Raw genomic sequence first — 23,278 nt, 5'->3', positions numbered from 1 at the left:
TTACATGATAGGCGTTAGAAAAGCCTTGACGGGCGAGTGGCGGGACGTCGCCGAGCCAAGGGAGCGCACTTGGGAACGGACGGCGCCGCCGCGGATTGGCCAAGCGACCTCCTTTTCCCGCGATCTTTGCTCATGATCCCCACCTGGCTCCATCTTGTCTCGATCGTCGCCGTCGCCGCCGGTCTCCTCTGCGCTGTCCTGATCGCCGCCGACGAGTGGCGCGACCCGCAGCACATGTGGATCATGAACGTCGTGTGGCCGGCATCCGCGCTCTATGCCGGGCCGCTGGCGCTCTGGGGCTATCGTCGGTGGGGCAAGCTGGCTTCGCACCGCGCGATGCAGGAAGCCGAACGGCGGAACGAGCCGATGCCGAGCATGGCATCGCCTTTCGCCGTGAAAGTCGGCAAGGGGGCGACCCATTGCGGCAGCGGCTGCGCCCTCGGCGACCTCTGCGCCGAATGGATCGCCTTCGCTATCCCGACGGTCGCCGTGTGGTTCGGCTGGCACAGCCTGTTTGCCGAGAAGATGTTCGCCGTCTGGATCCTCGACTACATCCTCGCCTTCGGCTTCGGCATCGCCTTCCAGTACTTCACCATCAAGCCCATGCGGGGTCTGAGCCCTGCCGAGGGCCTATGGCAGGCGGTGAAGGCCGACACCCTGTCGCTGACCGCGTGGCAGATCGGGATGTACGGCTTCATGGCCATCGCCCACTTCTGGATCTTCGCCGGACTCTTCGGAGCCGAGGTGGAGGTGGCGAGCTTCGAGTTCTGGTTCGCCATGCAGATCGCGATGCTGTGCGGCTTCATGACCGCCTACCCGGTGAACTGGTGGCTGGTGAAGCGCGGCATCAAGGAAGCGATGTAGGCAGCCGCGATACTGCTTCCGAGTTCGGCGTTAACCACCTAGCTCGAGCCGGAAGCCGGGCAACCCTCTGCTGCAATGACGATTGATTGACGCGTCTTCCCGGGATCTTGCCGTAATCTAGAGGCATTCCAAACCTGCTCCTCCAGACGCAAGGATAGTCCCATGGCAGATCACCCCGGGACGGGAAAGAGCCGCCTTTCGCTGCATCGACGCGGCTTCCTCACCGCTGCGGCAACCGGTGCGACGGCTGCGGTCGTCGCACGTGGCGCAGAGGCACAGACTTCTGAGGCGACGCCTGCAGCCGGCGTCAATCCAAGGACCCCGCGGCCGGTGACCCTCAGCGTCAACGGCCAGACCCACGAAATCGGGCTCGACGCGCGCACGAGCCTTCTCGATGCGCTTCGCGATCACCTGCGGCTGACCGGGACTAAAAAGGGCTGCGACCACGGCCAGTGCGGCGCGTGCACGGTCCACATCGACGGCAAGCGGGCCCTCTCCTGCATGAGCTTCGCCGTGATGGCCGAGGGTCACGAGATCACCACCATCGAAGGTCTCGCAGCGCCTGCCGGCGACCTCCACCCGATGCAGCAGGCCTTCGTCGACCAGGACGCCTTCCAGTGCGGCTACTGCACCCCCGGCCAGATCATGTCAGCCGTCGCCTGCGTGAAGGAAGGTCACGCCGAGAATGACGACGACATCCGCGAGTTCATGAGCGGCAATCTCTGCCGGTGCGCCGCCTACCCCAACATCGTCGCCGCCGTGAAGCAGGCGAGAGACGCCATCAGGGAGGGCTGACGATGCATCCTTTCGCCTACCAGCGCGCGTCGAGCGAGCAGGCCGCGGTCGAAGCCGGCAATCCGGGTCCCGGCGTCAGGAGACCGCCGACGGAGGCTGCCGCGCAGTTCGTCGCCGGCGGGACCAACATGTCCGACTACATGCGCCTCAACGTCACGCGCCCGGACGTCCTGATCGACATCAATGAGCTCTCGCCCTCCGCGTACGGCCACATCGAGGCCGATTCTGCTGGTCTGAGGATCGGCGCCCTCGTCCGGATGGCCGAGGCCGAGGACCATCCGGTGATCCGCAGCGACTACCCGGTGATCCACGACACCTTGAAGCTCGCCGCGACCCGTCAGATCCGCAACATGGCGTCGCTCGGGGGCAACGTCCTGCAGCGCACGCGCTGTGAGTATTTCCGAGAAGCCTCGTTCCCGTGCAACAAGCGCCAGCCCGGTTCCGGCTGCTCCGCGCTCGACGGGTTCAATCGTCGCCACGCCGTGCTGGGCGTCAGCGACGCCTGCATCGCCACCTATCCCGGCGATTTCGCCCAGGCGCTGATCGCGCTCGATGCCAGGGTGGAGATCATGGGCCCGCAGCGCCGCCGGACGATCGCCTTCTCCGAGTTGCACCGCCAGCCGGGCGGCACGCCGAACGTGGAGACGGGACTCGCCCCGGGAGAGCTGATCACCGGCTATGTCGTTCCGGCCGGCCCACACACCCGGCGTTCGCGCTACGTGAAAACCCGCGACCGCGAGTCTTACCAGTTCGCCCTCGCCTCCGCGGCGATCGCCCTCGACCTCGACGGTGCCACGGTGAAGGACGTGCGCATCGCGCTCGGCGGCGTCGCCACGGTGCCGTGGCGCGCGCATGAGGCCGAGCAGCTTCTGGTTGGCCAGCCGCTTGACGAGACGCTCGCCCGCAGGGCCGCCGACGCTGCCTTCGCGCAGGCCCGCACGCGCGAGCACAACGGCTACAAAGTGCCCATCGGCAAGGAGACCCTCGTGCGTGCCCTCCTCGAAACCCAAGCCATGGACGTTTGACATGAGCGCCGCAGCACCTGAGCCCCAGACCAATCAGGGCAAGCCCGTTCCGCGCGTCGACGCGCGGCTGAAAGTCACCGGCGCAGCGCGCTATGCCGCCGACGAACCGGTCAACAATCTCGCCTACGGCCTGCTCGTCACCAGCGACATCGCCCGCGGCGAGGTCAACACTGTCGATCTCGAACAGGCGCGTGGCGTGCCGGGCGTGATCGGCATCCTCAGCTACGGCGACGTCGCGGAGATCGCGCCGCCCGAATTCGGCAATGCCAGTTACACCTCGCTTGGCCCTCTGCACGAGAAGAAGATCTGGCACGACGGCCAGATCATGGCGCTCGTCGTCGCCAACACGCTGGAGGCGGCGCAGGAGGCGGCCTTTAAGGTCACCGCCGAATACGATGTGCAGACACCGACCGCCTCGCTCGACTCCGACGGCGCCGAGGTGATCGAGGCCAAAGGCAACACCGAGCGCATCAAGGAGTATCCAGCCGTCGGCGACTTCGCCGCCGCCTTTGCGGCTGCGCCTGTGACCTTCGAGGCTGAATTCCGCACGCCGACGCAGCACCACAACCCGATCGAGCTGTTCTCGACCACGGCGGTCTGGAGCGGCGAGGAGCTGACCATCTACGAGCCGTCACAGAACGTCTACGGCTTCCGGTCGGCCGTCGCCAAGCAGCTGAAGATGGATGCCTCGAAGGTGCGCGTCCTCAGCCACTATGTCGGCGGCGGCTTCGGCTCGAAGGGTCCGATGACGCCACGCACGGCGATCGTGGCACTTGCGGCGAGGAAGTTCGGCCGGCCGATCCGCTGCGTCGTCACCCGCCAGCAGGGCTTCACCACGGCCAGCTATCGGGCCGCGACGCGCCAGCAGGTGAAGATGGGAGCGAACCGGGACGGCAAGATCACGGCCTTCAGCCACGAAGGGTGGGAGCTGTGCTCGCGCGTCGATAACTATGTCGTCGGCGGCATCGAGACGACCACCAAGATGTACGGCTACGGCGCCGTTGCCAGCAAGGTGAGCATCGTCAAGCTCGATCGGCAGACGCCCGGCTACATGCGCTCGCCGCCGGAGTTGCCCTACGTCTTCGCGCTCGAGACGGCGATGGACGAGATGGCCGAGAAGCTCGGCATGGACCCCGTGGAGTTCCGGCGGGTCAACGACACGATGAAGGAGCCGATCAAGGGCAAGCCCTTCTCGTCCCGCGCCGTCATGCCCTGCTACGACGCGGCGGCAAAAGCCTTCGGCTGGTCGTCCCGCAATCCCGCGCCGAAGTCGATGCGCGACGGCGACTGGCTGATCGGCATGGGCTGCGCGACGGCGATCTACCCGACCAACGTCGCCGCCTCCACGGCACGCGTGACGCTCCACGCGGATGGCCGCGTCCGGGTGCAGACGGCCACACACGAGATCGGCACTGGAGTTCGCACCGTCGCCTCCCAGATGGCGGCCGAGGAGCTCGGCACGGAGGTCGAGAAGGTCGAGATCGAGGTGGGCGACACGATGCTCCCGCCGGCGCCGGTGTCGGGAGGCTCGAACTCGACGGCCAGCGTCTGTTCGACGGTTCTGATGGCCTGCAACCAGATCAAGGCGAAGCTCTTCGAGGCCGTCGTCAAGGCCGAAGGCAACCCTCTGCAGGGCAAGGACCCCGACGAGCTGACGCTGGAAAACGGTGTGGTGCTGGCAGGCGACGGCGCTTCGCTCCCACTCGGGGACGCCTTTGCCGCGGCCGGCAAGGCGAGCATCGAGGAATACGCCGAATTCACGCCGAATGCGGTTCCCAAGGACGCGGTCAAGAAGCTCTATGACGGCAAGACCTCCATGGCCGAGGAGGACAAGCGCGAGAAGGCGATGTTCGCGTTCGGGGCGGAGTTCGTCGAGGTGCGCATCAACGCCCGCACCCATGAAATCCGCGTGCCGCGGATCGTCGGTGCTTTCGCCGCCGGACGGATCATGAACACCCGCACGGCCCACAGCCAGCTCATGGGCGGGCTGATCTGGGGCATCAGCTCGGCGCTGCACGAGGAAACCGAGGTGGACGAACGCAACGCCCGCTACGTCAATCGCGACCTCGCCGAGTACCTGATGCCGGTGAACGCCGACATCAAGTCGGTGGAGGTGATCATGCTGCCGGAGGTGGACACCGACGTGAATCCAGCGGGCGTGAAGGGTCTCGGCGAGCTCGGCAATGTCGGCACGAATGCCGCCATCGCGAACGCCGTCTACCACGCCACCGGCATCCGCGTGCGCGAGCTGCCGATCCGGCTGGAGAAGCTGCTCGCAATGAGCTGATCGGCAGACCGCGAAGCACTCGAAGCGGCGGCGGGCCTACGCCGCCGCTGTCGTACGATGCCGCACTCGGTGCGCCCGCGCGGCGATGTCTGCGACCTTGCGACGCGACGCGGGATGGGGATCACGCCGAACTGCGGGTTGGCGGGGGCACCGGTTGTTCCATATGCTGGCTCGGAGGGGTCGTAATACCGGCATGCTGTATGGCAGGCCCGGGTCTGCCGCATCGGCCGCCGATCGAGGGAGACCATGCCCGTGCTGCGCCTTGGCCTGAAAGACCTGCGTCCCAGTCTCTCCTGCAGCGCGATCGAAGCTCCCCCGCCGAGCCGGTCGGCGCTTTGCGGCACGCATGACCTGCGGCGCTGAGGCCACGTCGAGGTGGCCCAGATCTTCCGACCCGGCGCCGACACCTATGCGCGGATGGTGCTGCTTTCCATCGTGCTGCTGCCGACCCTCGCGATCTTCCTGACCTATCTCGTGATGCGCTCATCGACCGTCACCGGCCAGGACTTCGTGCTGCATCAGTGGCCGCCCTTCAGCCACGCCCACCATGCCGGCGAACTCGGCATCGGCTGCCGCATGTGTCACAACAGCGTGGAGAAGGCGGCCTCGGCCGGAATGCCCTCCACCCATGTCTGCATGACCTGCCACTCTCAGATCTGGACGAACGCGCCGATGCTGGCGCCGGTGCGCGAGAGCCTCGCCGACGACAAGCCGCTGCACTGGACGCGCGTCAACGATCTGCCCGACTACGTCTATTTCGACCACAGCGTCCACGTGAACAACGGCGTCGGCTGCTCCACCTGTCACGGGCCGGTCGACACCATGCCGCTGATGCGCCAGGCAGCGCCGCTGACCATGGGCTGGTGCCTCGACTGCCACCGCTCACCGGAGAAGTTCGTGCGCCCCACCGACAAGATCTATGACTTCGACTGGCAGCCGCCGGCCGATCAGGAGGAGAAGGGCAAGCGGCTCCTGGTGCAGTACCATATCGAGACCTCGCACCTCACCGACTGCTCGGTCTGCCACCGATGATCGTCGACCACCGCGCCACACGCCTCGCCCGATCGACCCGTCCGCCGGCCGCGCCCGGCCTCCTGTCGGAGCCGCGTCTGAACCGGCGTGACGCGCTGCGCCTTCTCGGCCTGGCATTGACCGCAGGCGTCGCCGGCTGCCGCGCACCGGAGGATATCGTTCCGGCGATCGCCAATCTCGACGGCAATGCCGCAGGCGTGCCGCTGCACGCCGCGACCACCCTCCCCCTCGGCGGCTATGGGCGCGGCGTTCTGGCAAAGTCGGTGGACGGGCGGCCGATCAAGGTCTCGGGCAATCCGGATCATCCGGCGAGCTTCGGCGCGACCGACATCTTCGCCGAAGCCGACATCCTCGGCCTCTACGACCCGGAGCGGGCCCGCTCGGCGATGAGGGGCAATCTGCCGCTCGGCTGGGAGGGCTTCCTCGCCGACCTCGCGCCACGGCTGGAGGTGCTCCGCCAGGCGGGAGGGGCCGGCCTCAGCGTCCTCACCGGCCGCGTCACCTCGCCGACGCTCATCGGCCAGCTCGCGGCGCTGAAGGGCATCTTCCCGCAGATGCAGTGGCGCCGCTTCGAGCCGCTCGGCGACGACAACGCCCGTGCCGGCAGCATCGCCGCCTTCGGCCGGCCGCTCGACCTCGTGCCGCACCTCGACCGGGCCGACGTCGTCTTCTGCCTCGGCGCAGATCCGCTCGGACCGGGTCCCGGCCAGATCCGCAACGCGCAGGGCTTTCGGCAACGCCGGACCGTGCGCCGGGGCACGACGGCGATGCAGCGGCTCTATGCCGTGGAGTCGGCCACCAGCCTGACCGGCGCGATGGCCGATCACAGGCTGGCGCTGTCGCCCGAAGCCCTCGCCGATCTCGCCCATGCGCTGGCCGCCCGTCTCGGGAGCGAGGGCGCTGTGCCGGCGGGCGCGCATGCAGGCTTCGTCGATGCGCTCGCGGCGGATCTGACTGCGGCGCAGGGGCGCGCACTCGTCCTCGTCGGCGAGGAGCAGCCGCCGGCGCTGCATGCGCTTGGCCACTGGCTGAACCAGCGGCTCGGCGCCTTCGGCGCGACCGTCGAGCTGATCGAGCCGGTCGATCCTGTGCTCGACGGCCATGGGGACAGCCTCGCTGCGCTGGTGGACGACCTCGAGGCCGGACGGGTCGACACGCTGGTGATGCTGGGGACGAACCCGGTCTACACGGCGCCGGCGGACCTCGACGTCGCCGCCGCGCTCGCCAAGGCCCCCTTCACCGTCCAGCTCGGCCTCGCGCCGGACGAGACGACGGCGCATTGCGACTGGCATCTCGCCGAAACCCATCCGCTGGAGGCCTGGTCCGACCTGCGGGCCGTCGACGGCACGGCGAGCCTCGTGCAGCCGCTGATCGCCCCGCTCTACGCAACGAAGACGTCGCACGAGGTGGTCGCGGCGCTCGCCGGCGAGACGAGCGTAGCCGCCCAGGATCTGCTACGCCGCACCTGGCAGAGCGCCGCCCCCGTCGGCGGTTTCGACGGCTGGTGGCGCAGAGCGCTGGAGACGGGCGTCGTCCCCGGGAGCGCCGCGCAGCCGGTTGCGCCACCGCGTGCCGTGCAGCTAGCGCCGCACGCAGCGGCTCCGGCTCAGCCGGCAGCCGCAGGCATCACCCTCATGCTTCGCCCCGACGCCACGATCTGGGACGGCGCCTACAGCAACAACGCTTGGCTGCAGGAGTGTCCGAAGCCGGTCAGCCATCTCACCTGGGGCAACGCGCTGGCGCTGACGCCCGAAGACGCGAACCGGCTCGGCCTCGCAGAGGGCGACGCGGCCCGGATCGGCACGAGCGGTCGCTGGGTCGAGGCGCCGGTGCGGCTCGATCGCGGCCTTGCGCCGGGCACCGCGAGCCTCTCGTTCGGCTATGGCCGCACCGGCATCGGCGCCATCGGCCTCGGGCTCGGCGCCAACGCCTATGCGCTGAGGACGCGCGGCCAGCCTTGGCAGGTGGAGGAGCTGACGGTCGAGCGCGTCGGGCGCGCGGACGAGATGCCGGTCACCCAGTTCACGCTCGACGATCAGGGCCGCGATCTCGCGCCGGTGCATCCCCTGTCGGACCTCCTCGCGGGCAAGCTGGACAGGACGAAGGACGCGCCGGCGAGCTTCTACGGCGAGCACCCCTACGAGGCGCCGTACAAGGGTCCGGAACAGGATTATGCCTGGGCGATGGTGATCGACACCACGCTCTGCATCGGCTGCAATGCCTGCGTCGTCGCCTGCCAGTCGGAAAACAACGTGCCGGTCGTCGGGCCCGACGAGATCCGCCGCGGACGCGACATGCACTGGCTGCGCATCGATGCCTACGAGACCGAGTTCGACGGGCAGATGCAGTCGGTGTTCCAGCCGGTGCCCTGCATGCACTGCGAGGAAGCACCCTGCGAACCCGTCTGTCCGGTCGGCGCCTCGGTGCACGACCACGAGGGCCTGAACGTCCAGGTTTACAACCGCTGCGTCGGCACCCGGTTCTGCCAGGCCAACTGCCCCTACAAGGTGCGCCGCTTCAACTTCTTCGGCTATGCCGACGGCCACGTATACGCCAACCTCGGCGAGGATCCGCTGCCGGCGCGCTACAATCCGGACGTCACCGTGCGGGCGCGCGGCGTCATGGAGAAGTGCACCTACTGCGTCCAGCGGATCAGCGGCGCGCGGCGCGATGCCGAGAAGGACGACCGGCGGATCCGGGAGGGTGAGGTGGTGACGGCCTGCCAGAGCGCCTGCCCGACGCAAGCGATCCAGTTCGGCGATCTTGGTGCGCCCGACAGCCGGGTGCGGCCGCTGCGCGACGAGCCCCAGCATCACGTGCTCCTCGAGGAAGTCGGGACAAAGCCGCGCACGACTTATCTTTCCCGCCTTCGCAACCCCAATCCCGCCCTCGCCGGAGACGGCGCGTGACCGCGCCTTCCGCTCTCGGTCTGCTGCCGCCGGGCGCGACCTACGCGTCGGTGACCGCTTCGGTCGCCGACCCGGTGCTGCGCGAGCAGGCCGGCCGCCGTTGGTGGCTGGTGTTCGTCGTCGGGCTCGTGCTGACCGTCGTGATGCTCGGCTCGATGTTCTGGCTGTTCTATGAAGGCATCGGCATCTTCGGCAACAACACCAGCGTCGTCTGGGGCTACCCGATCGCCAACTATGTCTGGTGGATCGGCATCGGCAATGCCGGCACGCTCATCTCCTGCATGCTGCTTCTGACGCGGCAGAAGTGGCGCTCGTCGATCAACCGTTTCGCCGAAGCGATGACGCTGTTCGCCGCTGCGATCGCAGGCCTCTTCCCCATCCTGCATCTCGGCCGGCCGATGTATTTCTACTGGCTCGTCCCCTACCCCAACACCATGGGAACGTGGCCGCAGTGGCGCAGCCCGCTCGTCTGGGACTTCTTCGCCATCGCCAGCTACATCATCTTCTCGATCGTCTTCTGGTATGTCGGCGCGATCCCCGACTTTGCGACCTTCCGCGACCGCGCCAAGAGCCGTGCGGGACAGTTGATCTACGGCGCGCTGGCGCTTGGCTGGCGCGGCTCGGCCCGCCACTGGGTGCGTTACGAGGCGTTCTACCATACGATGGCGGCGCTCGGCGTGCCGCTGGTGGTCTCGGTGCACAGCGTCGTCGGCCTCGACTTCGCGGCCGGCAACATGCCCGGCTGGCAGGAGACGATCTTCCCACCCTACTTCGTCGTCGGGGCGATGTTCTCGGGCTTTGCGATGGTGGTGGTGCTCGCCGCCGTCACCCGCAGCTTTCTCAAGGTGGAGGCGCTGGTCTCGCTCCACCACTTCGAGGCGATGGCCAAGATCCTCCTCGCCGGCTCGATCGTCATGGGCCTGTCCTACGCGACGGAGGCCTATCAGGGCTGGTACGCCGGCGACGACGTCGACCGCACCTTCCTCGCCTTCCAGTTCCACGGCGCCTATGCCTGGCTCTACTGGTGCCAGATCGCGTTCAACGTCTTCGTGCCGCAGCTGTTCTGGGCGCCGGCGATCCGCCGGAGCATCCCGGCGCTCCTCGTCATCGCCGTCCTGATCAATGTCGGCATGTATCTCGAGCGCATCCTCCTGATCATCAACACGCTGTCGCGGGGCCATCTGCCAGCGGAGTGGAGCCTGTTCGCGCCGACGCTCTGGGACTGGCTGCTGCTCGGCGGCTCGCTCGGCTTCTTCATGCTGCTCTTTGCCTGCTTCCTGCGGCTGGTGCCGGCGGTCTCGATGCACGAGGTCAAGCAGCTGGTGCCGGCGGAGGCTGCCGCGTGAGCATCCTCCTCCTCGCCGAGTTCCGCGATCCGCAGACGCTGCTCGCCGCCGCCCGGCAGACCCGGGAGGCGACGAGCTTCCGGGTGGTCGACGCCTTCACGCCGTTCTCGGTCGAGGGCATGGGCGCGCTGATCGACGAACTCCCGCCGAACCACGTCCGTCTGGCGATCCTTCTCGGCGGGATCGGCGGGGCGCTCTCCGGCCTCGGGCTGCAGCTCTACTCTGCCGTCTGGGCGCTGCCGATCGTCACCGGCGGCCGACCGCTCGCGAGCTGGCCGGACTTCTTCTTCGCGACCTTCGAGATGGGCATCCTCGGCGCGGCGCTCTGCGGCTTCGTCGCGCTCCTGTGGGGCTGCGGCCTGCCGCGCCTGCACCACCCGCTGTTCGACCTGCCGCAGTTCGAGCGGGCGACGCAGGACCGGTTCTTCCTGGCGATCGAGGCCGGCGGCGCTGATGCCGACGACGCGGACGACGGCGGCGCCCGTCTGCACCTCGCCGGTCTCGGCGCGCTCTCGGTGGCACGGGTGCCGGCATGAGGCGTCGCGCCCCCCTTCTCCCGCTGATCGCGCTGCTCGCGCTCGCCGGCTGCGACCAGAGCATGCAGGACCAGCCTTCGATCAAGCCCTATGAGGCGACGGCGATGTGGCCGGACGGCACGCCCGAGCGCGGCCTGCCGGACGGGGTGGTGACGCGCGGCGCGAGCGCGGCGCTGGCGGCTCTGTCCGAGCCGCCGCCGGTGAGCGAGGCGCTCCTCGCCCGCGGACGCCGCGACTTCGACGACTTCTGCGCGCCCTGCCACGGCTATGCCGGCGACGGCGACGGGATCGTGGTGCAGCGCGGCTTCCCGCCGCCCCCCTCCTACCATTCCGACCGCCTGCGCGCGGCGCCTGCCTCGCACTTCGTCGACGTCATCACCAACGGCTACGGCGCGATGTACGCCTACTCCGATCGGGTGGCGCCCGAGGACCGTTGGGCGATCACCGCCTATATCCGGGCCCTGCAGACCTCGCGCGATACGGCGCTCGCCGCCGTGCCCGATGCCGCGGAGGCGCTGCAATGACCCGCGCCGACCTCGAACGGTTCGCGCCCCGCGCGCTGATCGTCGCCGGCGGCGCGGCGGCGCTCTTCGTCGTGCTGGCGCTGTTCGATGCGGCCGACGCGCTGCGCGGGCTCCTCGCCGCCTTCCTCGCCTGCCTGTCGGTACCGCTCGGCGCGACCGTGCTGCTCCTGATCCACCGGCTGACCGGCGGCCGCTGGGGCGAGCTCGCGCATGGCGAGCTCGCGACGACGGCGAGCGGGCTCTTCGTCACGACGCTGCTCTTCGTGCCGATCCTCTTCGCGCTGCCGCTGGTCTATCCCTGGGCCGGCAACCCGGCCGCCGTCGCCCATCCGGACGTCGCACGCTACTATCTCAACAGCGCCGGGTTCATCCTGCGAAGCGTCGCCGCACTTGGCCTCTTTGCCCTCTTCGCCTGGGCCTTCACGCGGTTTCGCCGGCCGCCGCTGGCGGTCGCCGGCATCGGGCTGTTCGTCTACGGCCTCGCCATCAGCCATGGCGCGGTCGACTGGGTGCTCTCGCTCGACCCGCACTTCAAGAACACCGCCTTCGCCATGAGCCTCGCCACCTCGCAGCTGTTGTCGGCCAGCGCCTTCATGCTCCTCATCCGGCGGGAGGACGATCAGGCCACGGCCGACCTCGTACGGCTCAGCATCGCCTTCGCCCTCGGGCTCTTCTACCTCGACATGATGCAGCTCCTCGTCGCCTATGATGGCAACCTGCCGAGCAAGGCCGTCTGGTACCTGCGCCGGGCGACGCCGTTCTGGAGCGGCGCGATCGCCCTCGCCTTTGTCGGCGCGGTGCTGGTACCGTTCCTCGCCGGTCTTAACCCCGCCTGGCGGATCGGCCGGCTGCGCCGGGCGATCGGAGCCGCCGTGCTGATCGGGCTCCTCCTGCGCAGCCTCTGGCTGGTGCTGCCGGAATGGGACGGCGGCATCGGCCTGTGGCTCGGCACGCTGCTCGCCCTCGTCGCCGGTGTGGGTCTCGCCATCGGCGTCGCCTTCGACCCGACGCGCTGGTCCATTCTTCCCGGGCGGAGGCTTGCGCATGGCGCCTAGGCCGAACGGCAGCAGTCGCTCCGAGACGAAGCGCCCGGCACTCTGGGCGGCGGTCGGACTCGCCCTCGGCGGCCTCGTCGGGGCCGCCGCCGAAGCCGTACAGCACCGCCGGCGCCGGCCGGGCGAGCACCACGAGCCGCCGGACGTCGCGACGGGCAAGATTCTGGCGGTGGTGTTCGGGTGGGTACTGTTCGCGGCGGCGGGCATCTACGCCATCTGGGCCTTCACCAACACGCAGATCAGCACCGTCTCCGGCTATGAGAGCGTCACCGCCTTCCCCGAGCCGCAGATCCAGATCAACCCGGAGGGCGAGTTCGAGCAGCTCCGCGCGGCCCAGCAACGGCGCCTCGAAGGCTATGCCTGGGTCGACCGGCCGGCAGGCCGCATCCATGTGCCGATCGAGCGCGCGATGCAGGCGGTGATCGCGCGGGGCAGCGACGCCTATGCACCGCCCGAAGGCGCAACGCCTGCAGCGGAGGATGCACGCGCGAGAGCGGTCGGAGCGGCGAGCGATGCCCGGCTGGAGGCGCGGCCGTGATGCGCCGGCTCGCCCTTGCCGCCGCGTTCCTGACGCTCGCATCGGGAGCTGCCCGCGCGACACTGGCGCCGGCCGACCTCGCGGCTGTCGCGCTCTCGCCGCCGCCGGCCGCGGCGCTGCCGCCGGCGACGATCGTGCGGACCACCGCCGGGCAGGACCTGCCGCTCGCCGATGTCCTGCGCCGCCACCCGGCCAACCTCGTGCTGTTCGTCGACTACACCTGCAACAGCGTCTGCGGCGCGGCGCTGTCAATCGCGGCGAGTTCGCTGCGGACGCCGGAGGTCGCCGACCTCGACGCCGGCCTCGTCGTCATCGGCCTCGACCCGAAGGACGGGCCCGAGGCCGCCCGCGCGATGGCGGACGCCGCGCTGCCGCCCGACCCCGGGCTGCGCCGCAGCATCGCGTTCCTGAGTGCCGATCCGGCGGCCGTCGCGACGCTGACCGATGCGGTCGGCTACCGCTACGCCTATGATCCGCAGACCGATCAGTTCGCCCATCCGAGCGGCGTCCTCGCCACGGACGGCGGGGGCCGGGTCGCGCGTGTCCTGTCCAGCCTCTCGCTCGCGCCGGAGCCGCTGCGTCTGGCGCTCGTCGATGCCGGCAAAGGCAAGGTCGGAACGCTGCTCGATCAGATCGTCCTGCGCTGCTACGCTTTCGACCCGGCGGCCGGGGTCTACACCTCGCGCATCTGGACGATCATGCAGGTCCTCGGGACCGGCTTCACCCTCGCAGCCGGCGCCCTGATCCTGCTCCTTCTGCGGCGATCGCCGCGGCGCGCGGGAGGACCGGCATGAGCGGGAGTCCGATCTTCTGGCTGCCGGCCGCGTCCACGGAAGGCGCGCGAACCGACCACCTGTTCTTCCTCCTGTGCGGCATCTCAACGCTCATCGTGCTGCTGGTGCTGACGCTGATCGTCACCTTCGCGATCCGCTACCGGCACGGCTCGGCCGCTCCGCGCGGCCGGCTGCCGGAGTTCTTCCGCAGCGAGTTCGAGATCGGCTGGACGGCCGCCACCGCGTTCCTCTTCCTGTTCATCTTCTGGTGGGCGAGCGCGGCGCAACTCGCCGGCTACGCGCCGCCGCCGGACGCGATCGAGATGCACGTGACGGCCAAGCAGTGGATGTTCAAGACGCAGCAGCCGAACGGAGCGCGCGAGATCAACCAGCTGCACATGCCAGTCGACACCCCGGTGCGCCTCGTCATGACCTCGCAGGACGTGATCCACTCCTTCTGGGTGCCGGCCTTCCGCTTCAAGCGCGACATCCTGCCGGGCCGCGTGACGCAGGGCTGGTTCCAGGCGACTCGCACCGGCACCTTCCACCTGTTCTGCGCGGAATACTGCGGGACCGACCACTCCGAGATGGGCGGCGAGGTCATCGTCATGCCGAAAGCCGACTACGCCGCCTGGACCGCCGCGCAGCCGGAGGGCGACGATCTCGGCAAGGCGGGCGGCAAGCTCTTCGTCAAGATGGGCTGTGCCGGCTGCCATGCCGGGTCGAACGCGGTGCACGCGCCGAACCTTGCCGGCCTCTGGGGCCGCACGATCCCGCTCGCCGACGGCTCCTCGGTCGAGGTCGACGAGCGCTACGTGCGCGACTCGATCCTCCAGCCGCGGCGCGAGATCGCCGCCGGCTACGAGCCGATCATGCCGAGCTTCCAAGGGGTGGCGAGCGAGGCGGATCTCACGCGTCTCGTTGCCTACATCCGCTCGCTCGCCACCGGGGAGGACGCCGGGCAATGACCGACATGACGGCCGAGTCCGGGCTCACCGCGCCCCGGTCCGACACCTATCTCAACCACGGCAGCACGCTGTGGTCCTGGCTGACCACGACCGACCACAAGCGCATCGCGCTGCTCTATTTCGGCTCGATCACCCTGTTCTTCTTCATCGGCGGCGCGGCCGCCACGATGATCCGGCTCGAGCTGATCTCGCCGAACGGCGCGCTCTTCACCAATGACGGCTACAACCGGCTGTTCACGCTGCACGGCGTGATCATGGTCTGGTTCTTCCTTGTGCCGTCGATACCGACCACCTTCGGCAACTTCCTCCTGCCGCTGATGATCGGGGCGAGCGACGTCGCCTTTCCGCGCCTGAACCTCTTCAGCTGGTACCTCAACACCGTCGGCGGGTTGCTCGTGGTGGCCTGCCTCGTCCTCGGCGGTGTCGACACCGGCTGGACCTTCTACACGCCGTTCTCGTCGATGTTCTCCAACAGCTACGTCTTCCTGGCGGTGGCGGCGGTCTTCGTGGTCGGCTTCTCGACCATCGCGACGGGGGTGAACTTCATCGTCACGGTGCACGCGCTGCGCGCGCCCGGCATGACCTGGTTCCGCCTGCCGCTCTTCGTCTGGACACAGTACGCGACCGCAATCGTCATCATCCTGGCGACGCCGGTGCTGGCGATCTCGCTGGCGCTGATCGCCGCCGAGCGGCTGTTCGGCCTGCCGATCTTCGATCCGCAGCATGGCGGCGACCCGGTGCTGTTCCAGCACCTCTTCTGGTTCTACAGCCACCCGGCCGTCTACATCATGATCCTGCCGGCCTTCGGCGTCGTCTCGGAGCTGATCGCCTGCTTCTCGCGCCGCCAGGTGTTCGGCTACACCGCCATGGTCTGGGCGATCCTTGGCATTTCGGTGATCGGCTTCTTCGTCTGGGGCCACCACATGTTCGTCGCGGGCATGTCGCCCTTCGCCGCGCTGGTCTTCTCGTTCCTGTCCTTCATCGTGGCCGTGCCGTCGGCGATCAAGGTCTTCAACTGGACCTTCACGCTCTATCGCGGGCAGATCTATTTCGAGGCGCCGATGCTCTACGCGCTCGGCTTCATCGGCCTCTTCACCATCGGCGGCCTCACCGGGCTCTTCACCGCCTCGCTGCCGATCGACGTCCACGTCACCGACAGCTACTTCGTGGTCGCCCACTTCCACTACGTAATGGTCGGCGGTTCGGTGTCGGCCTTCTTTGGCGCCCTGCACTTCTGGTGGCCGAAGATCTCCGGCCGCATGGCGCCCGACGGCTGGGCGCGCTTCGCCGCGATCCTGATGTTCTTCGGCTTCAACTTCACCTTCTTCCCGCAGTTCGTGATGGGCTACCTCGGGATGAACCGGCGCTATCACCACTACGCGCCGGAGTTCCAGATCTACCACGTCGCCTCGTCGATGGGCGCGGTGATCCTGGCGGCGGCCTACCTCCTGCCGATGGGCTATCTCACCTGGTCGCTGTTCCGGGGGCAGAAGGCGCGCGCCAACCCCTGGGGTGCCACCGGCCTCGAGTGGCAGACGAGCTCGCCGCCGCCCAAGCACAACTTCGACCAGCGGCCGGTGGTGACCGAGCGCGCCTATGTCTATCACCCGGACCAGGAGTCGCCTCGGCACGAGGAGCCGAACGCCCGCGAGCCGCACAACCCGCAGGGGCAGCGCGGATGAGCAGCCCGGCCCTCCACGAACCGTTCGAGGCGATCGACCGCCAGCGCCTGTCGGCGGCGCTCGGCATGTGGGTCTTCCTCGCCAGCGAGATCCTCTTCTTCGGCAGCCTCTTCCTCGGCTTCACCGTCTATCGCTCGCTGCACCCCCAGGCGATCTTGGAAGCCGGCCGGGAGACCAACGTCGTCTTCGGCAGCGTCAACACCGCGATCCTCCTGATCTCGAGCGTCACGATGGCGGTCGCCGACAAGGCTGCGGAACGGGGCCTGCGGCGGATGGTCGTCGGCTGCCTCGCGGCCACCGCCGCGCTGGGGCTCGCGTTTCTGGTGCTGAAGGGGTTAGAGTATCGCGAGGACATCCACGAGCACCTCGTCCCCGGACCCGACTTCAAGCTGAAGACCCCGGCCGCGCAGCTCTTCTTCGGCTTCTACTGGTCGATGACGGCGATCCATGCCGTCCACCTGACGATCGGCATCGCCGCCGTCTGCCTCTTCGCCTGGCGGGTGTCGCGCCGCGCCTTCGATTTCACGGCGAGCGCGGCGCTGCCGAGCCTGGGGCTCTACTGGCACCTCGTCGACATCATCTGGATCTTCCTCTACCCGCTTCTCTATCTCGGCGGTCGCGCACCATGAGCCGGAACGCCCGCGACGGATCGATCACCGCCTGGCACCTCTGGGGCTCCAGCGCGCTCGTCGGCGTCGCGCTGATGCTGCTGCTCGGGCTGACGCTGTGGCTCGCCTACGAGCCGCTCGCCGGCTGGAACGCGGTCGCCAGCTACACGATCGCCCTCGCCAAGGCGCTGCTGGTCGTCCTGATCTTCATGAAGCTCGCCCGCTCGCCCTGGCTCCTGTCGCTGGCCGCCCTCGCCGGCCTCGTCTGGCTGGGCACGCTCTTTGCGATCACCTTCACCGACTACCCGTTCCGGCAGGTCGGCGAGCGCATCCAGACGATCCCCTCCGAACGCAGCCAAGGCGCCGACGCCAGGCCGCCGGGCTGGACGTTTCCGTAGCCGACCGAGCCGGGAGCGCGGCGGAGTCCGCGCGGCGGGCTCAGCCTTCTCAGCCCTCCTTAGGCGCCGGGATCGCCGGCTCCGAGGGGCTGCGGAAGGCCTTGGCGAGGCCGTGATAGAGCCGCTCCTTGCAGACGAGCGCCGAGATGCCGTCGGCGATCAGGGCAGTGGCCACCAGCGGGAGGATCATCGCCCGGCTGTCGGTCATCTCCGAGACGATCAGGACGGCCGTCAGCGGCGCCCGCACCACGCCGACGAAGTAGGCGAGCATGCCGAGGATGACCACGGCGCCGGCCGGCTCGGTCGGAACCAGCCAGGCGAGGATGTTGCCGAAGCCGGCGCCGGTCGCGAGCGAGGGGGCGAAGATGCCGCCGGGAATGCCGCTGAGCGTCGTCAGGATCGTCGCCATGAACTTCGCCGGGCCGAACCACAGCGACTGCGGGTCCCCCTCGACGAGCGCGCGCGCCGCCTCGTAGCCGGTGCCCCAGGTCGTGCCGCCGCTGGCAAGCCCGATGACGGCGACGAGGAGGCCGCAGCCGACCGCCCACAGCACCGGGCGTCGGCGCAGCATGGCGAGCGGTCCTCGCTCGAGCGTGCCGAAGCCGAGGACGCCGCGCGAGAACAGGCCACCGAACAGGCCCCCGAGCACGCCGGCCAGCGGGCAGAGGAGAAGGTCGGCGCCGAACGACAGGGTGTCGTGCATGGCGCCGAAGTAGAGGTAGTCGCCGGCGATGCCGAGGCTGACGAGGCCGGAGATCATCACCGCGCCCATCACCAGCACCGCGAGCCGCTGCTCGTAGGCCGACGCGAGCTCCTCGATGGCGAAGGCGACACCGGCGAGCGGCGTGTTGAAGGCGGCCGAAACGCCGGCCGCGCCGCCGGCGATGATGATCGCGGAGTTCACGGGAATGCGGAACAGGCGGTAGATCGACTGCATGATCGCAGCGGCGATCTGCACGGTCGGGCCCTCGCGGCCGACCGAGGCGCCCGCGCCGAGCGCGGCGAGCGTCGCCAGGAACTTGAAGCCGGCGGTGCGCAGCGAACTGAGGCCGCTGTTCTCCGTGGCGTCCGGCTTGCGGGCGGCGACGATCACCTGGGGGATGCCGGATCCCGCTGCCGCCGGCGCCCAGTGCCGGGTGGACCAGACGACGAGGCCGTAGACCAGCGGTGTCAGGACCAGCGGCACGAGGGGAGCCGCGGCGACGATCGCCTCGAACAGGCCCTGCGCGCGGTCGGCGAGCCAGGCGAAACCGAGGGCGACGAGGCCGAGGAGCACCGCGCCGCTGGTCGTCGCCACCCGGCGCCGCACCACGATCCCGGCCTCCCTGGCATGCTTCGACAGCGGCTTGCCGCCCCAGCGGGCCAGTCCCGGGCTGAAGGTCGCCTCGTCGTGGTCTTCGGGCACGCGCGGATCGTCTCCGCCAGCCGCGGCGTCCTGCCGTTCAATCTCCTGCATGCGCTCTGGAATGGCCGGAAGTGGCCGGCTTGACAAGCCTTTTCCGGCACATTTGCAGGCGTCGTCCCCGCATTGCAGCATCTTTGGCGTCAGCGTTACGTCGTCCCTCGACGGCCGCATGCGCCGGGCCGCGCAGCGGCCGGCACAGGACGCTCTCAATCGCCGCCGGTGCGGCCGAACCAGATGCCGAGCATCGCGGCGAGAGCGACGAGGCAGAGGAAGCCGTTGACGAGGATCAGCAGCCAGCGGTTGATCCGGCGCGTGTCGGGATGCGGCGGCGGCGGCCCGGGATTGATCTCTCGCCACACCGCAGCGCCGAAGCAGAAGCCGCTGAACAGGACGAGGATCGTACCGGTGGCGACGATCAGGAGGTCCGGCACGACCCCTTCGAGGAGCTTCTTGGCGCCGACGCCGCTTGCCAGTGCCGCCAGCCCGGTGCGGACCCAGGCGGCGTAGGTCCGCTCCGCGGCGAAGACCGTCCGGTCCGCCGCCAGTTCATTGCGCCTGTCCGTATCGGTCATCACCTGCCTCGCCCGGCCCTGCCGCCCGAGCGGAAGCTTCACCTCACCGGCAGCGCCTGGCAAGCGCTTCGGCCCGAGGTCATGCGCCGCGCCGTCAGCCGCCGGTCAGGGCGAGCGGCAGCGCCGCGGCGGGCAGCGACTTGCCGCAGGCATAGGACTTCAGGTCGACCGCCGGGCTCAGGCCGCTGCTGTCGTAGCGCGACAGCGGTCCGACGGGCTTCAGCCGCCCGGCGAAGCCGGCGTCGAACAGGGCGCTGACGTCGGCCGCGCGCGCCTTCGTCGACGGCTCGCCCATGGCGATCGCCAGCAACCGCCGCCCGCCGCGATAGGCCGTCGCGACGAGGTTGAAGCCGGACGGACAGGTGTAGCCGGTCTTCATGCCGTCGACGCCGGGATAGTCGCGCAGGAGACCGTTGGTGTTCTTGATCGTGCGCCCGTCGAATTGCGTCTCGGCGTTGCCGAACATGGCGAAGTTCTGCGGGTGCTCGCGCATGATCGCCAGGGCAAGCAGCGCCATGTCGTGCGCCGTCGTCACCTGCCCCGGGTCGTGCAGCCCGTTGGCATTGACGAAGTGCGTGCCGCGCATGCCGAGTCGGGCACATTCGCGGTTCATTGCTTCGACGAAGGCAGCCTCCGAGCCGGCCACGCTTTCCGCCACGGCGACGGCGAGGTCGTTGTAGCTGCGCACCAGCATGATCCGCAGCGCGTCGCGCAGCTCGATCTCGCTCCCCGGCTTCAGGCCGAAGCGCGAGGGCGGCTGCGAGGCCGCGTGGGTCGACATCGTCACGATGGTGCGCGGATCGAGTTCGCCGGCCTCGACCTCGCGCATCACCAGATGCGCGACCATCAGTTTGGTGAGCGAGGCCGGATACCACGAGGTCGCCGCATCGTCGGCGTAGAGCACCTGGCCCGTGCGGACGTCCACGAGCAGCCGTGGCGCAGCCGCCGCAGAATCGAGCCACAGGGCCGGCAGGACGGCGACCGCGATCAGGCAGCCTCCGATGAAGCGTCGCATCGACAAGACGATCCCCTCGATCTGGTGCGGGCAGGCCGCCGATTCCGCTCGCGCAACCCGGCCGATACTGCGGGAGCTAAAGCGAAAAATGCGGATTGGCTCAAGCCGCGCGGGCAGCGGCACATGCACCCACATCCTGCTGCCGCGCGTTGGCCGAAGGAACGGCATACAACGGAGACCGCACGATGTCAGACGAAAAGCGCGACGGCGACAGCGCCAAGATCTCGACCGGCCCGAACGACCGGCCGCGCGATGAGAGCATCGCCCAGACCGCAGGAGGCCTGCCGGACGACAGCTCCCGGACGGTGGAGGTGGAGACCGACGAGGCGGAGCGGATCGAGGAGCGGCTGCGGGCAGGCGGCGGCGAGCGGCAATAGCCGCGCGCCGCGCGCTCGATCAGACGGGCTCGAAGGTCAGCGCGACGCCGTTGATGCAGTAGCGCAGGCCCGTGGGCGGTGGCCCATCGGGAAAGACGTGACCGAGATGGCTGCCGCACCGGCTGCAGTGCACCTCCGTGCGGACCATCCCGTGGCTGCGGTCGACGGTGGTCTCGATCGACCCCTCGACCGGCACGTCAAAGCTCGGCCAGCCGGTTCCGCTCTCGAACTTCTGGCCGGCCTCGAACAACGGCTGATCGCAACCGGCGCAGGAGAAGGTGCCGGCGCGCTTCTCGTGCAGGAGCGCGCAGCTGCCCGGCCGCTCCGTGCCATGGCCGCGCATCACATTATATTGTTCCGGGGTCAGCAGTGTGCGCCACTCGGCGTCGCTGCGGGTCACGGGGTAGGTTCGGGCGTCCATGGCATGCTCCTCGCGTGGCGGATCGTGCGCCTGATATAGGTGGCGCGGCCGGGAGATCCGAGGCCCGCCTCTCTTCGCCGGCCGTGGTAGCGCGGTGTTTCCCGTCGACAAGTCCCTGCCCTGTCGGGACAAATTCGCGCGTCACTTCGCTCGTGCCAGCCGATTCGCCGGGGCATATAGTGATTCGGGTAGCCCTGTCCTTATGGAGGCTCCCATGAAGCACCAGAACCCGAGTGAGTTGGAGTTGGCCGCCGAGGCAGTTCCCTTCGGTGGCGGAAATGGGACCATGTCGCACAGCGAACGGTTGGATCGCTGGGTGACGCTGCTCGACCGGCATCGTGGCCCGGTCAACGCCCTGCGGGAGATCGAGTATCTTCCGCTGGCCGAACGTCGCCTTCTGCGCGGCGAAAACACGCCGCTGACCATCGCCTTCCAGGATCCGATCCTGCGCGGCGCGGGACTGTCCGGCGATCGTCTCGGTGATGCGATGGACTTCTTCGACATCTCCGAAGACGACGCCCATCACCTCTTCTGCGACTGTCACTATCACGGGACGATGACCGGAGCCGGCCTGGCGTCGCGCATGCGCCACCACCTCGACCGGGCCAACCGGCCGAGCCTGTGGAGCCGCGTTCGCGACTTCGTTCTCGGCCATCGGCTCTAGCCGGACAGCGCCGTACTGGCCGGCGCGCCGCGTCGGCCGGTCGTGCGTCGAGGCGGAGCGCCATCTCGTGACGCCGGAAGGTCAGGACGAGCCGATACGCGGTCGAAGCCTTGGCGCGCCCGCCTCCACCCCAATCCTCCGCCGCCCGCCTTGATCCGGTGTGAGGGATGCTGTTCCCAGTCGGCCGCGCGGGCGATAGAACGAAGCGCCAGCGACGTTCGGACACTGTGATGCAGATCTTTCAGGTCGATGCCTTCACCTCCACTCTCTTTTCCGGCAACCCGGCCGCGGTGGTGCCGCTGGAGAGCTGGCTGCCGGATGCGACGCTGCAGGCGATCGCGGCCGAGAACAACCTGTCGGAGACCGCCTATCTCGTGCCGGCCGGCTCTGCGGCATGGGAGTTGCGCTGGTTCACGCCGGCGGCCGAGGTGCCGCTCTGCGGCCACGCGACACTTGCCAGCGCCCATGTTCTCTTCGAGATCCTGGGCGCGCAGGCTCCGGCATTGACCTTCCACACCCGCTGGTCGGGCGACCTCGTGGTGGAGCGGGACGGCGCGCGCCTCGCCATGCGCCTGCCGCGCCGACGCACGATGCCGGTCGACCAGGCGGACGTCGCGGCCGGCGTGCTCGGCCTCCGCCCGCGCGAAACCTTCGTCGTGCCGGTGCAGGACGATGAGACGCTGCTGGCGGTGTTTGCGAGCGAGGCGGAAGTCCGCGATCTGACGCCGGATCTCGCCGCGATGCGAAGGATCGATGCGCGCGGCGTCCTCGTGACGGCGCCGGGCACACAGGCCGACTTCGTCTCCCGCTACTTCGCACCGAAATACGGCATCGACGAAGATCCCGTCACCGGCTCCGCCCACTGCGCGCTCGTGCCCTTCTGGGCCGAGCGACTGAACAAGACGGACTTCATCGCCCGGCAGCTGTCGAAGCGGGGCGGCGAGCTGCACTGCCGTCTGGAGGAGGACCGTGTCGTCGTCGCCGGCCGTGCGGTTCTCTACCTCAGCGGCGAGATCCACCTTCCCTCCTGACGGCTTCTACTCCGCCGCCTGCTGGAGCCGCACGTCGTAACGAGCGCGCGCGTCCCGTATCGCCTGATGGTTCGCTATCGCCCAGCGTCCGAGATTGCGCAGCGGCTCGAGCAGGCCGCGACCGAGATCGGTCAGCTCGTATTCGACCTTGGGCGGAATCGTCGGATGCACCGTGCGCAACACGTAGCCGTCCCGCTCGAGCCCCCGCAGCGTCACCGTCAGCATCTTCTGGCTGATCCCCTCGACGCTGCGCTTGACCTCGGTGAAGCGCTGGCGGCCCTCCCCGAGCTGGATGACGATCAAGACGCTCCACTTGTCGCCGGCGAGCGACACCACGTCGTTGACGATGCGGCATTGCAGCGGAATGGAACCGGAGGTTGGTGTCATGCAGGTGACCGAGTTTCGCGAAGGTGCCGTCTTGCGCTGTTCTACGGCGGTCGCCGATATAGCGCC

The 23,278-nt window shown here is 69.0% G+C and carries 24 protein-coding genes; 19 read left to right on the top strand and 5 right to left on the bottom strand.

Annotated features, from left to right (window positions below):
* Positions 1-132: 132 nt before the first annotated feature.
* The 16 genes from NPA30_RS17625 to NPA30_RS17550 all read left to right on the top strand — a co-directional run bounded on the left by NPA30_RS17625 (position 133) and on the right by NPA30_RS17550 (position 17,340).
* Entirely contained in the window at positions 133-864 is a 732-nt protein-coding gene (locus NPA30_RS17625) for a DUF4396 domain-containing protein (RefSeq protein ID WP_256804093.1), read from the top strand.
* A 162-nt stretch (positions 865-1,026) separates the two neighbouring features.
* Positions 1,027-1,659: a (2Fe-2S)-binding protein gene (locus NPA30_RS17620; protein WP_256804092.1), complete on the top strand. Its 633-nt coding sequence runs from the start codon at positions 1,027-1,029 to the stop codon at positions 1,657-1,659.
* A gap of 2 nt (positions 1,660-1,661) precedes the next feature.
* Complete coding sequence (locus NPA30_RS17615; RefSeq protein WP_256804154.1) at positions 1,662-2,684, top strand: FAD binding domain-containing protein; 1,023 nt, start codon at positions 1,662-1,664, stop codon at positions 2,682-2,684.
* Between the two features lies 1 nt (position 2,685).
* On the top strand, positions 2,686-4,971 hold the full coding sequence (locus NPA30_RS17610) for a xanthine dehydrogenase family protein molybdopterin-binding subunit (protein WP_256804091.1): 2,286 nt from the start codon (positions 2,686-2,688) through the stop codon (positions 4,969-4,971).
* 375 nt (positions 4,972-5,346) lie between these two features.
* Entirely contained in the window at positions 5,347-6,003 is a 657-nt protein-coding gene (locus tag NPA30_RS17605; RefSeq protein ID WP_256804090.1) for a cytochrome c3 family protein, read from the top strand.
* Complete coding sequence (locus NPA30_RS17600) at positions 6,000-8,912, top strand: 4Fe-4S dicluster domain-containing protein (protein ID WP_256804089.1); 2,913 nt, start codon at positions 6,000-6,002, stop codon at positions 8,910-8,912. Before NPA30_RS17605 ends, NPA30_RS17600 begins: the two co-directional genes overlap by 4 nt.
* Positions 8,909-10,258: an NrfD/PsrC family molybdoenzyme membrane anchor subunit gene (nrfD, locus tag NPA30_RS17595; RefSeq protein WP_256804088.1), complete on the top strand. Its 1,350-nt coding sequence runs from the start codon at positions 8,909-8,911 to the stop codon at positions 10,256-10,258. Before NPA30_RS17600 ends, nrfD begins: the two co-directional genes overlap by 4 nt.
* The gene (locus tag NPA30_RS17590) at positions 10,255-10,794 is read left to right on the top strand and encodes a DUF3341 domain-containing protein (RefSeq protein ID WP_256804086.1); all 540 of its coding nucleotides are present in this window, start codon (positions 10,255-10,257) and stop codon (positions 10,792-10,794) included. Before nrfD ends, NPA30_RS17590 begins: the two co-directional genes overlap by 4 nt.
* Complete coding sequence (locus NPA30_RS17585) at positions 10,791-11,318, top strand: c-type cytochrome (protein ID WP_256804085.1); 528 nt, start codon at positions 10,791-10,793, stop codon at positions 11,316-11,318. Before NPA30_RS17590 ends, NPA30_RS17585 begins: the two co-directional genes overlap by 4 nt.
* The gene (locus NPA30_RS17580) at positions 11,315-12,373 is read left to right on the top strand and encodes a hypothetical protein (RefSeq protein ID WP_256804084.1); all 1,059 of its coding nucleotides are present in this window, start codon (positions 11,315-11,317) and stop codon (positions 12,371-12,373) included. The genes NPA30_RS17585 and NPA30_RS17580 overlap by 4 nt, the downstream gene beginning before the upstream one ends.
* Positions 12,363-12,911, top strand: a complete 549-nt coding sequence (locus NPA30_RS17575) for a hypothetical protein (protein WP_256804083.1) — start codon at positions 12,363-12,365, stop codon at positions 12,909-12,911. The genes NPA30_RS17580 and NPA30_RS17575 overlap by 11 nt, the downstream gene beginning before the upstream one ends.
* A complete protein-coding gene (locus NPA30_RS17570) occupies positions 12,911-13,705 on the top strand; it encodes a thioredoxin domain-containing protein (protein ID WP_256804082.1) in 795 nt (264 codons plus the stop codon). The genes NPA30_RS17575 and NPA30_RS17570 overlap by 1 nt, the downstream gene beginning before the upstream one ends.
* Entirely contained in the window at positions 13,702-14,652 is a 951-nt protein-coding gene (gene coxB, locus NPA30_RS17565) for a cytochrome c oxidase subunit II (protein WP_256804081.1), read from the top strand. Before NPA30_RS17570 ends, coxB begins: the two co-directional genes overlap by 4 nt.
* Complete coding sequence (locus NPA30_RS17560; protein ID WP_256804080.1) at positions 14,649-16,334, top strand: cytochrome c oxidase subunit I; 1,686 nt, start codon at positions 14,649-14,651, stop codon at positions 16,332-16,334. The genes coxB and NPA30_RS17560 overlap by 4 nt, the downstream gene beginning before the upstream one ends.
* Positions 16,331-16,963 (top strand): cytochrome c oxidase subunit 3, encoded by a 633-nt coding sequence (locus NPA30_RS17555; protein WP_256804079.1) that lies wholly within the window; start codon positions 16,331-16,333, stop codon positions 16,961-16,963. The genes NPA30_RS17560 and NPA30_RS17555 overlap by 4 nt, the downstream gene beginning before the upstream one ends.
* On the top strand, positions 16,960-17,340 hold the full coding sequence (locus NPA30_RS17550) for a cytochrome C oxidase subunit IV family protein (RefSeq protein WP_256804078.1): 381 nt from the start codon (positions 16,960-16,962) through the stop codon (positions 17,338-17,340). Before NPA30_RS17555 ends, NPA30_RS17550 begins: the two co-directional genes overlap by 4 nt.
* A 49-nt stretch (positions 17,341-17,389) precedes the next feature.
* Here the strand turns inward: NPA30_RS17550 and NPA30_RS17545 are convergent, their stop codons facing one another.
* The 3 genes from NPA30_RS17545 to NPA30_RS17535 all read right to left on the bottom strand — a co-directional run bounded on the left by NPA30_RS17545 (position 17,390) and on the right by NPA30_RS17535 (position 20,332).
* On the bottom strand, positions 17,390-18,745 hold the full coding sequence (locus NPA30_RS17545) for a chloride channel protein (protein ID WP_256804077.1): 1,356 nt from the start codon (positions 18,743-18,745) through the stop codon (positions 17,390-17,392).
* Positions 18,746-18,951: 206 nt separating this feature from the next.
* Entirely contained in the window at positions 18,952-19,317 is a 366-nt protein-coding gene (locus NPA30_RS17540; RefSeq protein ID WP_256804076.1) for a YidH family protein, read from the bottom strand.
* Positions 19,318-19,411: 94 nt separating this feature from the next.
* The gene (locus tag NPA30_RS17535; RefSeq protein WP_256804075.1) at positions 19,412-20,332 is read right to left on the bottom strand and encodes a D-alanyl-D-alanine carboxypeptidase family protein; all 921 of its coding nucleotides are present in this window, start codon (positions 20,330-20,332) and stop codon (positions 19,412-19,414) included.
* A 185-nt stretch (positions 20,333-20,517) separates the two neighbouring features.
* Between NPA30_RS17535 and NPA30_RS17530 the strand changes: the two genes are divergently transcribed.
* Positions 20,518-20,709 carry a hypothetical protein gene (locus tag NPA30_RS17530; protein WP_256804074.1) on the top strand — a complete coding sequence of 64 codons (192 nt, stop codon included), beginning with the start codon at positions 20,518-20,520 and terminating at the stop codon, positions 20,707-20,709.
* A 19-nt stretch (positions 20,710-20,728) separates the two neighbouring features.
* On the opposite strand, the gene msrB is transcribed toward NPA30_RS17530, so the two are convergent.
* Positions 20,729-21,130, bottom strand: coding sequence for a peptide-methionine (R)-S-oxide reductase MsrB (msrB, locus tag NPA30_RS17525; protein ID WP_256804073.1), 402 nt, complete (start codon positions 21,128-21,130; stop codon positions 20,729-20,731).
* Between the two features lie 286 nt (positions 21,131-21,416).
* On the opposite strand from msrB, the gene NPA30_RS17520 reads away from it, so the two are divergent.
* Together NPA30_RS17520 and NPA30_RS17515 are read left to right on the top strand one after the other, a co-directional pair.
* Positions 21,417-21,794 (top strand): hypothetical protein, encoded by a 378-nt coding sequence (locus NPA30_RS17520; RefSeq protein ID WP_256804072.1) that lies wholly within the window; start codon positions 21,417-21,419, stop codon positions 21,792-21,794.
* 230 nt (positions 21,795-22,024) lie between these two features.
* Positions 22,025-22,825, top strand: coding sequence for a PhzF family phenazine biosynthesis protein (locus NPA30_RS17515; RefSeq protein WP_256804071.1), 801 nt, complete (start codon positions 22,025-22,027; stop codon positions 22,823-22,825).
* Between the two features lie 6 nt (positions 22,826-22,831).
* On the opposite strand, the gene NPA30_RS17510 is transcribed toward NPA30_RS17515, so the two are convergent.
* Positions 22,832-23,212 (bottom strand): winged helix-turn-helix transcriptional regulator, encoded by a 381-nt coding sequence (locus tag NPA30_RS17510; protein ID WP_256804070.1) that lies wholly within the window; start codon positions 23,210-23,212, stop codon positions 22,832-22,834.
* Positions 23,213-23,278 lie beyond the last annotated feature (66 nt).

The organism is Mangrovibrevibacter kandeliae (genome assembly GCF_024519155.1).
Taxonomy (GTDB): Bacteria; Pseudomonadota; Alphaproteobacteria; order Rhizobiales; family Rhizobiaceae; genus Mangrovibrevibacter; species Mangrovibrevibacter kandeliae.
The sequence above is the reverse complement of the archived record's forward strand: the minus strand, read 5'-3'. Positions and strand labels throughout refer to the sequence as shown.